Origin of the sequence: Nonomuraea maritima (genome assembly GCF_900100395.1) — a bacterium.
Taxonomy (GTDB): Bacteria; Actinomycetota; Actinomycetes; order Streptosporangiales; family Streptosporangiaceae; genus Nonomuraea; species Nonomuraea maritima.
In genome coordinates, this window is the sequence record NZ_FNFB01000025.1 from 51623 (window position 1) to 64034 (window position 12412).

Consider the following 12412-nt stretch of genomic DNA (forward strand, 5'->3'; position numbering starts at 1 on the left):
GACATGATCGGCTGAAGTCGTTAGGCTCGGGGCGACCGTCGCCGAAGGAGCTCTCTTGACGTCATCAGAGCTGCAGACCCCGCCCCTCGACGCCGCCCGCCTGCTGGCCGAACGCGGAGATCTCGAGGGCGCCGCCGCCATCCTCGCCGAGCTCGCCGCCGACCCCGACGAACCCGACCGGCCGCAGGCGGCCGTGGGGCTGGCCGTGGTGCTGGAGCAGCGCGGCGACGTCGAGGCCGCCCGGGCCGCCGCCCGCACCGCGCTGGCCACCGGGCATCCCGAGTTCGCCGCCCAGGCGGCCTGCCATCTCGCCCAGGGGTTCGAACGCGAGGGGCGAGCCGAGCAGGCCAGGGCCGCCTGGCAGGCGGTGCTGGGCGTCGGCACCCCCGCCTACCTGCCGCTGGCCCACCTCGCGCTCGGCAGGCTCGCCGTCCGGGCGCAGGATCCCGACGAGGCCGTGGCCGAGTTCCGCGCCGCCATGGAGGCGGGTGACGAAGCGGTCGGGGCTCATGCCGCGCAGCAGCTGGCCGAGCTGATGATGGAGCACGGCGAGCCGGGGGCGGCGGCCGAGGTGCTGCTCGACGCCCTGGAGTTCGCGCCCGCCGGCGAGGTGCCGGGGCTTCGGGTGCAGCTCGGCATCGCGCATCTGGAGCTGGCCTGTGCCGAGTTCGCCGAGAGCCTCGAGGGCGGCGCCGACCCGCGGACCGGCGCGCTCGCCATCGAGCTGCTCGCCCGCACGCTGCCGCTGCGGGGCCGCGCCGACGACGCCGACCGGGTCTGGACGTACGGCTTGGAGCACGGCGACGAGACGCTGGCGGCCGAGGTTCGCCTGCGCTACCACCGCGACGCCTGATTCGCGGCTGCTCAGGGGCGGCGCATGACGGCCACGGCCGCGGCCACGTTGACGGCCACGATCGCCATCCAGACGATGATCAGTCCGAGGCGCCCGGCGTTCGACGTCGCGATGGCCGTCAGCGGGATGGCGAGGCCCATCGAGCCGAGCACGATCGGCGTCATCTGCGAGGCCGGCGACCGCTTGGCCTGGTGGCCCTGCCCCCGCTCGAGCTCCGCGCGCACCCGTGCGGTGATCGTCTCGTCGAGACGGTCGGCGAAGGAGTCGATGAGCGCGTGCTCGTACTCCGGGCCGAGGTCGCGTCGCGCGTCGAAGGTGGCCTGCAGGTCGTCGCGCAAGGGGCGCATGTCTGACATGAGGCCATCATCCACCCCGTGATCGTCGCCGTCATCCGACCTGAGGGCTAGCTCTGCCTCCTCCCCAGGTACGGTGCTGCCATGCAGGTGATGACGCCGCGGGGGCCGGCGATGGTGGAGATCGACGAGGCCGCTGACCCGCGGCTGCTGCTGGTGCTGACCCACGGGTCGGCGGGAGGGGTCGATGCTCCCGATCTGCTGGCGGTACGGGACGCCGCGCTCGGCGTGGGTGCCACGGTGGCCAGGGTGACGCAGGCGTTCCGGGTGGCGGGGGCGCGGGCGCCGGGCTCGGCGGCCCGGCAGGACGAGGCGTGGGAGACGGTTCTCGCCGAGCTCCGCGCGCGCCTTCCTGGGCTGCCTGTCGTGCAGGGCGGCCGGAGCAACGGGGCGCGGGTCGCGTGCCGTACGGCGAAGGCGGTGGGCGCGGTCGCGGTGGTGGCGCTGGCCTTTCCGCTGCATCCGCCGGGGAAGCCGGAGCGCTCGCGGGCGGACGAGCTGCGCGGCGCCGGCGTGGACGTGCTGGTCGTGAACGGCGATCGCGACCCGTTCGGCATACCCGCCGCGGAGGACGCCGCGCGCCTGGTGGTGCTGCCGGGGGAGGGGCACGACCTGAAGCGTGACCCCGCCCGGGTGGGTGAGACGGTGGCCGGGTGGATCACCGGCTACGTGTAGCCGGGATCTCGCCCGGACGGATCAGACCGCTCCGGCCACGGGCCGGTGCGGCGCGATGACGGTGCCACTGGGGAGCAGCTCGCCGGTGTCCTCGAACAGGACGACGCCATTGCAGAGCAGGCTCCAGCCTTGCTCGGGATGGCAGGCGAGGGTGCGCGCGGCCTCACGGTCGGGCGCCTCGGCATCCGGACAGGGCGGGTCGTGCGGGCACATCGGCGTGCCTCCGATATCTCGTGATTGCTCCCGTTGGCATGGGGCGGGAGCCGATTCGGGTGTATTTCTACGGCAAGTGTGCGACGCGTGGCACACGTTCCGACATAGCCCGTTGTGACTGTTACGGGGGGATCGCAGGAACGTGTGACCTTCGACACAGCGTGCCTTATGCAGGATAACGGGCCAAGCGTGACACGCGCATCACGTTTGCAATCCCTTGAGAAGGGCGTCGAGTCCGCGTTCGAAGTCGCGGTCGGCTCTTTCGTCGCGTTTGACCCACCGGTCCACCTCGGGGTCGGCCCACCCCGACTGCTGCACCTCGACGGCCACGCTGCCGAAGACGAACGCCCGCAGCGCGCGCACGGCCTCGGCGGCGTCGGGCAGCCCCGCCTCGGCCAGCTGCTCGGTCTGCTCCTTGACGGCCAGGGCGGTGGCGCCCTTGGGCGGTTTGGTCAGCGCCAGGGCCAGGACGCCCGGGTGGTCGCGCAGTCGCTCGCGCGCGGCCCTGCACCACGTCTTGGCGGTCTCCTGCCAGGTGGCCGACGGTTCGACGTGGACGGTGGTCACGTGCTCGGCCAGGGCGTCCATCAGCGCCTCCTTGCCCCGGGGCAGATGGTGATAGATGGCCATGGCCTCCACCTGGAGGGCGTCGCCCAGGCGGCGCATGGTGAGCCGGCGCAGGCCCTGGCTGTCGGCGATGTGCAGGGCGGCCTCGAGGATGCGCTCGCGGGAGAGCGGGACGGGCGGTCGCTTGGCGGGCATGGTGATCATCTTACTATGTAAAGGCGCTCGCGCCGGGCGGATTTCCGTCCGTGTCGTACGACGGCGTACCCTTGCCGGTGAACGATTGGACGTACAGCGTGAAGGGGCCAGGTCGATGGCGTTTTTCCGTCCGCGGGTGAGCCGGGAGGCAGAGGTCCGCTACCACGCGGACCAGGAGATCTCCAAGAGCCTTCCTGAACTGCTCGAGATGGCCAGGCAGGCCGAGGAGACGCTGCAGCAGCTGCGCGCGGCCGGGGCCGACGAGTTCGAGCTGCGGGAGGCCGGCATCGCCCTCGACAAGGCGCTGACCGAGGCGCTCCGGGCCGCCGAGGCGGGCCAGCGGGCCACGTTCGGCGTGAAGGCGTACGACGACCGGATCGCGCGCCGCAAGGCCAAGGCGACGCCGGCCGGCGCCATGTGGACGGCCGAGGTCGACCGGCTGCGCACGCTGCGCGAGGCCAACCGGATGTGGGGCATCCCGCGGGTTCCCCGTCCGGTCCCCGTCGCCCACTGACCTGACATGAAGGAGCCCCGGCGGATCGCGCCGGGGCTCCTTCATGTCATAGTGATCAGCTGGCCCAGTCGAGCAGCGGGCGGGTGTTGCTCGGGTGGCGCAGCTTCGACAGCGACTCCTTCTCCAGCTGACGGATCCGCTCCCTGGTCAGGCCCAGGTGCTTGCCGATCTCGTCAAGGGTGTGCGGCTTGCCGTCCACCAGGCCGAAGCGCAGAGCCATGATCTTCGACTCGCGCGGCGACAGGTTGTCGAGCACGCCACGCAGCTGGTCGCCCAGCAGCTGACGGTCGACGATCTCCGACGCCTCGGGCGAGTCGACGTCCTCGATGAGGTCGCCGATCGTGGTCTCGCCGTCCTCTCCGATCGTGGCGTTGAGCGAGATCGGCTGGCGGCTCGTGCGCAGCAGTTCCTCGATCTGGTCGGGCGTCTTGTCGAGCTCGACGGCCAGTTCCTCCGGCGTGGGCTCGCGTCCCAGGCGCTGGTGCATGTCACGCTCGATCCGCGACAGCTTCGACAGCATCTCCAGCACGTGCACCGGCAGCCGGATCGTCCTGGCCGAGTCGGCGAAGCCGCGCTGGATGGCCTGCCGGATCCACCACATGGCGTACGTGGAGAACTTGAAGCCCTTGGTGTAGTCGAACTTCTCCACCGCGCGGATCAGCCCCAGGTTGCCCTCCTGGACGACGTCCAGCAGGGACATGCCGCGGTCGGTGTACTTCTTGGCCACCGAGACCACCAGACGGAGGTTGGCCTCCAGCATGTGGTCCTTGGCCTCCTTGCCGTCCGCGACGACCATGCGCAGGTCCTCCTTGGCGGACTCGGGCAGGTCGGGCTCGCTCTCCAGCTTGTACTCGGCGTACAGGCCGGCCTCGATCCGGCGGGCCAGCTCGACCTCCTGCGCGGCGGTGAGCAGTGTGCGGCGGCCGATGGACTTGAGGTAGGTGTGCACGGAGTCGCCCATGACGGACGCCGTGTCGTCCAGGTCGAGCGGCTCGTTGTCGAGGTCGTTCTCGTCGGTGAGGTCGACGTCCTCGGGGACGTCCTCGAGGTGCTCCGGCTTGGACGCGTCTTTTGCCCCGTTGGCGGCGCGGCCGGTAGTCTTCACCCGAGATGTCTTCTTGGTGGACGCCGGCTTCCGGTCGGTCTTTCCGGGGACGGTGGTGCTGTGCGACGTTTCCTTCTCGGCGGCGAGGCTCACGCCCGACTCTGAGAGTTCCCGCAGGATGGTGCGGCCTTCAGAGGGGCTGATGCCTGCCTTAGCGAACGCGTCACGCAGCTCCGCCAGAGAAAGGTGACCCTGAACCCGCCCTCGTTCGATGAGCTGGTCGAGGGTCGGGGGTGGGGTCGCCAAAGCGGTTCTGGGCATGAGGACACCTCCTCCGTACGGAGTAGAAGCGATCAGGCTTGTTGTGGTGGGGCGGCTTTGTGTCCGCACGGCGCACCCGTAGAAATAACGCCAATCGCCGTCATTTGTTCCCGCGCACGCAGTGAGGGTAGAAAAAGGGACAGAACGCCCACCAGTGCAACCGCGCGCGGTCCGTACTTATTCCGCGAGTTCGGACTCCCCGATGGTGATCTCGGGGATCGGCATGGGCTGGGCCTCGGCCATGCGCTGGTTGTCCCAGTACTCGAGGACCTCGCCAGGGTGCGGGTTGACCTCGGTCGAGACGACGATGCCTTCGTCCGGTGCGGGGGAGTCCGCGGGGGAGTCGTCGCGCGTCTGCTCCACGACGGCGCGGGTGTCGCGCGCCACCTGGTCGAGCCTTCCCGCCGAGGCGGCCGCCGCGACAGTGGCGCCTCCGACGACGATGACGCCGACGACGGCCGCGGATGCCCACATCTTGCGGGTCTCGTCCATGAAGGCTCCCTCCTTTTCCCCCACTATGACGCAGCAGCGACTTGTCGGGTTCCTGCCTTGAGTCGCATCAGGTCGGTTTTGCCGTTGGGCAGCAGCGGGAGCCGGGCAACCAGTCGCAGCTCGCGGGGGGCCGCGTACGGGGGGAGCCTATCGCGGCAGTATGCGCGCAATTGGTCAAGTGTGGGGGGCGTGTCGGGACGGGCGGGCACCACGACAGCGGTGACCCGTTCGCCCCACTCGGGGTCGGGCGTGCCGAACACGACCGCGTCGGCGACCTCGGGATGCGTGCACAGCACGGCCGCCACGGCCGTGGCGACGACCTTCTCGCCGCCGGTGTTGACGACGTCGTCGGCCCGGCCGAGCACCCGCAGCCGCCCGCCGTCGAACTCGCCCAGGTCGGAGGTGACGAACCAGCCGCCGTCGAGCGGCGCCGGCGGGTCGGCGAAGCGGTAGCCGGAGAACAGTACCGGCCCGGTGACGCGGATCAGCCCGTCGTCGCCGATCTTGACGTCCACGCCGTGCAGGGGGCTGCCGTCGTACACGCAGCCGCCGCACGTCTCGCTCATCCCGTACGTCGTCACGACCCGCGCGCCGAGGTCGCGCGCCTGGTCGAGCAGCCCCGGACGGGGAGCGGCGCCGCCGAGCAGGATCGTCCTGAACACCGACAGGTCGGCGCCCTGCTCGACCAGCCGGTGGAGCTGGGTGGGCACCAGCGAGACGTGGTCGGCGCCGGACGACAGCACCGCCTGCGGGTCGAAGCCGGGGTGGATGATCGGCTCGCTCTCGCAGAGCAGGGCACGGACGAGCACCTGAAGGCCGGAGACGTGGGAGACCGGCAGGCAGCACAGCCAGCGGTCGCCCTTCGTGGCCTCGACCCGGCGCAACGAGGCCGCCGCGGACGCGCGCAGCGCCGAGGCCGACAGCATGACGCCCTTGGGCGTCCCGGTGCTGCCGCTGGTGGCGATGACCACCGCGACGTCGCCGGGGACCCCCTCGCCGCCGTCGAGTGGCTCGCCGTCGACATGCGTGGGGCGCAGCGCGGCGATCGCCCCGGTGGAGTGGTCGGGCGCGAGCGGCAGCACGGCGGGGCCGTCACCCGTGAGCGCGTCGCGGACCGCCGTGAACAGGGCGGGTCCGGGAGGCTGCACAATGGCATGCAGCGGACGGTCCGGATGCGACGGGTTCCTCCACATGCTCGTAAGGTTAATGGCGACAGGTCGGACACTGGCGCAGGGAGGGTCGTGACGCGTTCCCCCGTGGTCTTCCGCATTCCGATGCGTACCCGGTTCCGCGGACAGACCGTCAGAGAAGGGGTGCTGCTGCACGGCCCGTCGGGGTGGGGCGAGTTCTCGCCGTTCCCCGAGTACGGCCCGCGCGAGTGCGCCCGCTGGCTGGCCTGCGCCCGGGAGGCCGCCTTCGAGGGCTGGCCGGAGCCGGTGCGCGACCGGGTGCCCGTCAACGCGACCGTGCCCGCCGTCGATCCCGGCCACGCGCACGACATCGTGCGCCGCTCCGGATGCGGCACCGCCAAGGTCAAGGTCGCCGAGCGGGGCCAGACCTTCGACGACGACGTGGCCCGGGTCGAGGCCGTGCGCGACGCGCTGGGCCCGTCCGGCAAGCTGCGCGTCGACGTCAACGGCGCCTGGACGGTCGACGAGGCCGTCCGCAGGCTCAAGCTGCTCGACCGGTTCGACCTCGAGTACGCCGAGCAGCCGTGCGCCACGCTGGACGAGCTCGCCGCGGTGCGGCGGGCGTGCGACGTGCCGATCGCGGCCGACGAGTCGATCCGCCGCGCGGAGGACCCCCTGCGGGTGCGCGCGGCCGAGGCGGCCGACATCGCCGTGATCAAGGTGCAGCCGCTCGGCGGCGTGCGCAACGCGCTGCGGGTGGTGGAGGCGTGCGGGCTGCCCACGGTGGTCTCCAGCGCCGTCGAGACGTCCGTGGGCCTGGCCGCCGGGGTGGCGCTGGCGGCGGCGCTGCCTGAGCTGCCGTACGCCTGCGGGCTCGGCACGATGTCGCTGCTGACGGGCGACGTCGTGGCCGACTCCCTGGTGCCCGTGGGCGGTGAGCTGGACGTGCGCCGACCTCCGGTAAGTTTTGACCACTTGTCGGCCTTTGAGATCGAATCTCCCCAGTGGTTTCGCCGGATGCAGGAGGCGTCACTTTGAACCCCGCCACCGCGCTGGCCACGGTGCTGATCGACGAGCTGGTGCGCTGCGGTTTGACCGACGTGGTGCTCGCCCCCGGCTCGCGTTCCGCCCCGTTGGCACTGGCGCTGCACGCCGAGTCGCGGGTGCGGCTGCATGTCCGCATCGACGAGCGCTCGGCGTCGTTCCTGGCGCTGGGGCTGGCGCGGCGCTCCGAGCGGCCGGTCGCGCTGATCTGCTCCTCCGGCACCGCCGCCGCCAACTTCCACCCGGCCGTGATCGAGGCCGCAGAGTCGGGCGTGCCATTGCTCGTGCTGACCGCCGACCGCCCGCCCGAGCTGCGCGGCACCGGCGCCAACCAGACGATCGACCAGCTCAAGCTGTACGGCTCGGCGGCCCGCTGGTTCGCCGAGCTGGGCGTGCCGGAGAACCGTCCCGGCCAGGTGGCCTACTGGCGGTCGCTGGCCTGCCGCGCCTACCAGCGCGCCGCCGGCCCGTACGATCCCGGTCCCGTCCACCTCAACCTGGCCTTCCGCGAGCCGCTGATCCCCGACGGCGACCCGAGCTGGTGCGAGCCGCTCGACGGCGGCGCGAGCGGCCCGTGGGTGCGCGCCCGGGTGGCGCCGCCGCCCGTCGCCCTGCACCTGCCGCCCACCCGGCGCGGCGTGCTCGTGGTCGGCGACGGCGCCGCCAACGTGCGCCGTTACGTGGCGGCGGCCGGCATGGCCGGCTGGCCCGTGCTGTCGGAGCCGAACGGCGGCGGCCGCTACGGCGACCACGCCGTCTCGACCTACCACCAGCTGCTGGCCACGCCGGAGTTCGCCGACGCCCACCGGCCCGACGTGGTCGTCACGCTGGGCCGTCCCGGGCTGTCGAAGCCGCTGCTGTCGTGGCTGCAGCGCGCGGACGAGCACATCGTGGTGTCACCCGGCCTCGACCGCTGGCCCGACCCGACCCGCTCTGCCACGCAGGTGGCGCAGGCCGTCGAGATTCCGGTCGCGGCCGGCGACGACAGCTGGCTGAACGCCTGGCGGCAGGCCGACCGGGTGGCCAGGGACGTGGTCGACGAGGTCCTCGACTCCTCCGGCACCAGCGAGCCGCGCGTCGCCCGCGACCTGGTCGACGCGCTGCCCAACGGCGCCCTGCTGTTCTGCGGCTCCTCGATGCCGATCCGCGACCTCGACCAGGCGATGCGGCCGCGGCGCGGCATCCGGCTCATGGCCAACCGGGGCGCCTCCGGCATCGACGGGCTCGTCTCGACCGCGATGGGGGCCGCGCTGGCCCACAACGGCCCGTCGTACGCGCTGATCGGCGACCTGTCGTTCCTGCACGACCAGAACGGGCTGGTGCTCGGCCCCCGCGAACCGCGTCCCGACCTGTGCCTCGTGGTGGTCAACAACGACGGGGGCGGCATCTTCTCGCTGCTGCCGCAGGCCGCGCTGCGCGACCCGTTCGAGCGGGTCTTCGGCACGCCGCACGGCGTCGAGCTCGGCTACGTGGCCGCCGCGACGAACACGCCGTACACGCTGGTCGAGGACATCAGCGACCTGCCCAAGGCACTGCGCGGCGAAGGGCCCAGGGTGGTCGAGGTGCGCACCGAGCGCGAGGAGAACGCCCGCGTGCACGCCCGCCTGACCGAGGCCGCGCGGCAGGCCGTGCGGGCGTACCTCCAGGGCTGAACCCGGCCCGCTTCAGCCGCCGAGGGCGTCGAGCAGGCGGTTGAGCGGGCTGTCGAGACCGTGGCGGTCGGCCAGGCGGACGAGCGCCTCCGGGTCGCGCGGCTTGGCCGGCAGCGTCAGGTCGGTCGCGGGCAGCGGCGCGTCCGTGGCCACCGCCACGACCGCGGGGGCCGCGCTCAGGTAGTCGCGGGCGGCGGCCAGGCGGTTGCGGCTGCCCGCCGGGAACCCGTCGGTCGCGCCGGCGTCGAGGGCGGCGAGCAGGGCCTCCAGCGAGCCGAACCGGGTGATCAGGGCGGCCGCGGTCTTCTCGCCGACGCCCGCCACGCCCGGCAGCCCGTCGCTGGGGTCGCCGCGCAGCGTGGCGAAGTCGGCGTAGGAACGGCCGGGGATGCCGTACTTGGCGGTGACGAACGCCTCGTCGACGATCTGCAGGTTGCGGATGCCGCGCGCGGTGTAGAGCACGCGCACCGGACGTGAGTCGTCGACGAGCTGGAACAGGTCGCGGTCGCCGGTCACGATGTCGACCGCGCCGGCCGCCCGGTGGGTGAGCGTGCCGATCACGTCGTCGGCCTCGTAGCCGGGAGACTCCAGGCGGGCGATGCCGACGGCGTCGAGCACCTGCTCGATGACGGCGATCTGCGGCACGAGCGCGTCGGGCACCTCCTCGGCGTCGCCCTGGGCGACCCGGTGCGCCTTGTACGTCGGGATCGCCGCGACCCGGAACGCGGGCCGCCAGTCGGCGTCCATCGTGGCCACCAGCTCGGCGGGGGAGTGGGTGCGCACGAGCGTGGCGATCATGTCGATCAGGCCGCGTACGGCGTTGACGGGGGAGCCGTCCGGAGCCTTGATCGACTCCGGCACTCCGTAGAAAGCGCGGAAGTACAGGGACGGGGTGTCCAGAAGCATCAGCACTAGGCCAGTATGCCCACCCCCAGCAGGCATGCGTCGTCCTCCGGGTTGGGTCCGCCGATGTCGGCGAGCAGCCGGTCGAGCCCGGCGTCCAGATCGTGGCCCTGGACCCGGTGCGCGGCGGCCAGGGCGAGCGCGAGACCCGTGTCGATGCCACGGGTACGCCGCTCCACGAGCCCGTCGGTGAACATGAGCAGCACGTCGCCGGGCATCAGCTTGGTCATGGCCAGCTCGTACGGCCGGCCGGAGACGGCGCCGAGCAGCACCCCCCGCGGCTGGTCGAGGTGGCGGGCCGTGCCGTCGCGCACCAGGATGGGCGCCATGTTGCCGGCCTGGGCCCAGGCGAACACCCGGGTCCGCGGGTCGAGGTGGCCGATGACGGCCGTGGCGGTCGTGTCGCAGAGCTGGTGCAGGACGAGGTCGTTCAGCCAGTCGAGCAGCCGGTTGGCGGCCTGGCCTGTCATGGTCAGGCCCACCAGGGCGTGGCGGAGCTGGGCCATGCGCGAGATCGCGGGCAGGCCGTGGCCGGAGACGTCACCGATGGCCAGCAGCAGGCGGCCGTCGGGCGTGGGCGTCGCCTCGAACCAGTCGCCGCCCAGGTTCGCCGTCTTCTCGGCGGGCACGTAGCGCACCGCGATGCCGGTGTGCGGGAGGTCGAGGCAGCCGGCGGGCGCGGGCAGGATGGCCTCGCGCAGGGCGAGCATGACGTGGCGCTCCTCGGCGGCCTGCTCGCGGGCCTCCAGCAGCTGGCGGCGCGACTCCGAGACCATGCGTTCCGCGCGGCGGCGGCCCGTGATGTCCTGGATGACGCCGTGCATGCCGACCGGGCCGCCGGGGCCCGCGAGCGGCTCCAGCACGACCCGGAGGTCACGAAGGTCGCCGAGGCCGCGGCGGATCCGGAACTCCGCCTGCACCCGTTCGTCGCCCTGCAGCACCGACCACAGCAGGCGGTCGAGGGCCGCGGCGTCGCCGGGCTCGACGTGCTCGGCCAGGTCGGGCAGCGCGATGGGGCCCTGGTGCGGATCGCGGCCGAAGATCGCGTACACCTGCTCGGACCAGACGGTCTCGCCGGTGTGCATGTGCCACTCCGCCCATCCCATGTTGCCGAGCCGCTGGGCGTGCCCCAGCCGTACGGCGAGCATCTCGGCATCGGTGGCGGTCCCGAGCAGCCCGGCCGCGCCAATGACGTCGACCATGTCTCACTCTCAAAGCGCAGTGGAACTAGACAATTGGCCCCACACTACGTGCTCGTTCGAGCGCGGAGCGTGGTGATGCCCGACCGCGTGTGAGACCTTTTCGCGGATTTTAGGGGGGTGCGAAAAGAGTAGATTGAGCCTGTGACGTCCACTGATCTGTATCCCGTATCCCGTCTGGCCGCCGTGCAGGAAGCCACGGCCAAGGCCGGCATCGACGCCCTTCTGCTGACGCCAGGACCCGACCTGCGCTATGTGAGCGGCTACGAGGCCAAGCCGCTCGAACGGCTGACCTGCCTCGTGGTGCCCGCGTCCGGTGACGCGTACATGCTGGTCCCGAGGCTGGAGCTGCCCGCCGCGCAGGCGTCCCCCGCCGCGCGTCTCGGGCTGGAGTTCGTGGCGTGGGACGAGACCGACGACCCGTACGCGATCGCCGCCGCGCGGCTCGGCAAGGTCGCCAAGGTGGGTCTGGCCGACCGGATGTGGGCGATGGCCTCGCTGCGCTTCCGTGCCGCGCTGCCCGGCGCCGAGCAGGTGCTGGCCGGCAGCGTGCTGCGTGAGCTGCGGATGCGCAAGTCGCCCGCCGAGGTGGCCGCGCTGCGCGAGGCGGGGCAGGCCATCGACTCCGTGCACCGGCAGGTGCCGGAGTTCCTGCGCGCCGGGCGCACCGAGCGCGAGGTGGCCCGCGACATCGCCGAGGCGATCCTCGCCTCCGGCCACGCCGCCGCCGACTTCGTGATCGTCGCCTCCGGCCCCAACGGCGCGAGCCCGCACCACGACGTGTCCGACCGCGTCATCCAGGCCGGCGAGCCGGTCGTCATCGACATCGGCGGCCACCTGCCCAACGGTTACTGCTCCGACTCCACGCGCACCTACAGCGTGGGCGAGCCGCCGGCCGAGTTCACCGCCTACTACGAGGTGCTGCACCGCGCCCAGGTGGCGTCGTGCGAGGCGGTGCGGCCGGGCGTGTCGTGCGAGTCGGTCGACGCCGCCGCGCGTGACGTCATCGCCGAGGCCGGGTACGGCGACCACTTCATCCACCGCACCGGGCACGGCATCGGCATCGAGGGGCACGAGGACCCGTACATCGTGGCGGGCAACGGCGAGCCGCTCGAGCCCGGCTTCGCCTTCTCCATCGAGCCCGGCATCTACCTGGCCGGCCGCCACGGCGCCCGCATCGAGGACATCGTCGTGTGCACCGAGGACGGCGTCGAGCGGCTGAACACGACCACGCGCGAGCTGGTCATCGTCTGACG

General features: G+C 72.4%; 14 protein-coding genes. 6 read left to right on the top strand and 8 right to left on the bottom strand.

The genetic code is table 11. The annotated features are described in order from the left end of the window. Positions 1-55: 55 nt before the first annotated feature. The gene (locus BLR04_RS29805; protein ID WP_090771506.1) at positions 56-853 is read left to right on the top strand and encodes a tetratricopeptide repeat protein; all 798 of its coding nucleotides are present in this window, start codon (positions 56-58) and stop codon (positions 851-853) included. Between the two features lie 11 nt (positions 854-864). Here the strand turns inward: BLR04_RS29805 and BLR04_RS29810 are convergent, their stop codons facing one another. Further along, positions 865-1209 carry a hypothetical protein gene (locus BLR04_RS29810; RefSeq protein ID WP_090771508.1) on the bottom strand — a complete coding sequence of 115 codons (345 nt, stop codon included), beginning with the start codon at positions 1207-1209 and terminating at the stop codon, positions 865-867. An 81-nt stretch (positions 1210-1290) separates the two neighbouring features. Between BLR04_RS29810 and BLR04_RS29815 the strand changes: the two genes are divergently transcribed. Continuing rightward, on the top strand, positions 1291-1881 hold the full coding sequence (locus BLR04_RS29815) for an alpha/beta hydrolase family protein (RefSeq protein WP_090771510.1): 591 nt from the start codon (positions 1291-1293) through the stop codon (positions 1879-1881). 21 nt (positions 1882-1902) lie between these two features. Here BLR04_RS29815 and BLR04_RS29820 read toward each other — a convergent pair whose 3' ends face one another. Both BLR04_RS29820 and BLR04_RS29825 read right to left on the bottom strand, forming a co-directional pair. Next, the gene (locus tag BLR04_RS29820; protein WP_090771512.1) at positions 1903-2094 is read right to left on the bottom strand and encodes a DUF5999 family protein; all 192 of its coding nucleotides are present in this window, start codon (positions 2092-2094) and stop codon (positions 1903-1905) included. 201 nt (positions 2095-2295) lie between these two features. Further along, positions 2296-2856 carry a TetR/AcrR family transcriptional regulator C-terminal domain-containing protein gene (locus BLR04_RS29825; RefSeq protein ID WP_176903351.1) on the bottom strand — a complete coding sequence of 187 codons (561 nt, stop codon included), beginning with the start codon at positions 2854-2856 and terminating at the stop codon, positions 2296-2298. 115 nt (positions 2857-2971) lie between these two features. Between BLR04_RS29825 and BLR04_RS29830 the strand changes: the two genes are divergently transcribed. Beyond that, on the top strand, positions 2972-3370 hold the full coding sequence (locus tag BLR04_RS29830; protein ID WP_090771515.1) for a hypothetical protein: 399 nt from the start codon (positions 2972-2974) through the stop codon (positions 3368-3370). Between the two features lie 55 nt (positions 3371-3425). Here the strand turns inward: BLR04_RS29830 and BLR04_RS29835 are convergent, their stop codons facing one another. The 3 genes from BLR04_RS29835 to BLR04_RS29845 form a co-directional block, all read right to left on the bottom strand. Beyond that, positions 3426-4736 carry an RNA polymerase sigma factor gene (locus tag BLR04_RS29835; protein ID WP_090771517.1) on the bottom strand — a complete coding sequence of 437 codons (1311 nt, stop codon included), beginning with the start codon at positions 4734-4736 and terminating at the stop codon, positions 3426-3428. 177 nt (positions 4737-4913) lie between these two features. Next, a complete protein-coding gene (locus tag BLR04_RS29840) occupies positions 4914-5228 on the bottom strand; it encodes a hypothetical protein (protein WP_090771519.1) in 315 nt (104 codons plus the stop codon). 23 nt (positions 5229-5251) lie between these two features. Continuing rightward, positions 5252-6421 (bottom strand): AMP-binding protein, encoded by a 1170-nt coding sequence (locus BLR04_RS29845; protein ID WP_090771521.1) that lies wholly within the window; start codon positions 6419-6421, stop codon positions 5252-5254. Positions 6422-6502: 81 nt separating this feature from the next. Here BLR04_RS29845 and BLR04_RS29850 point away from each other — a divergent pair, with 81 nt between their 5' ends. After that, positions 6503-7396 carry an o-succinylbenzoate synthase gene (locus BLR04_RS29850; protein WP_245740709.1) on the top strand — a complete coding sequence of 298 codons (894 nt, stop codon included), beginning with the start codon at positions 6503-6505 and terminating at the stop codon, positions 7394-7396. Next, entirely contained in the window at positions 7393-9054 is a 1662-nt protein-coding gene (gene menD / locus BLR04_RS29855) for a 2-succinyl-5-enolpyruvyl-6-hydroxy-3-cyclohexene-1-carboxylic-acid synthase (protein WP_090771523.1), read from the top strand. Before BLR04_RS29850 ends, menD begins: the two co-directional genes overlap by 4 nt. Positions 9055-9066: 12 nt before the next feature. On the opposite strand, the gene BLR04_RS29860 is transcribed toward menD, so the two are convergent. Together BLR04_RS29860 and BLR04_RS29865 are read right to left on the bottom strand one after the other, a co-directional pair. Then, the gene (locus tag BLR04_RS29860) at positions 9067-9960 is read right to left on the bottom strand and encodes a 5'-3' exonuclease (RefSeq protein ID WP_245740716.1); all 894 of its coding nucleotides are present in this window, start codon (positions 9958-9960) and stop codon (positions 9067-9069) included. Between the two features lie 5 nt (positions 9961-9965). Next, positions 9966-11159, bottom strand: coding sequence for a PP2C family protein-serine/threonine phosphatase (locus tag BLR04_RS29865; protein WP_090771527.1), 1194 nt, complete (start codon positions 11157-11159; stop codon positions 9966-9968). A gap of 141 nt (positions 11160-11300) precedes the next feature. Here BLR04_RS29865 and BLR04_RS29870 point away from each other — a divergent pair, with 141 nt between their 5' ends. Further along, positions 11301-12410, top strand: coding sequence for a M24 family metallopeptidase (locus tag BLR04_RS29870; protein ID WP_245740688.1), 1110 nt, complete (start codon positions 11301-11303; stop codon positions 12408-12410). Positions 12411-12412 lie beyond the last annotated feature (2 nt).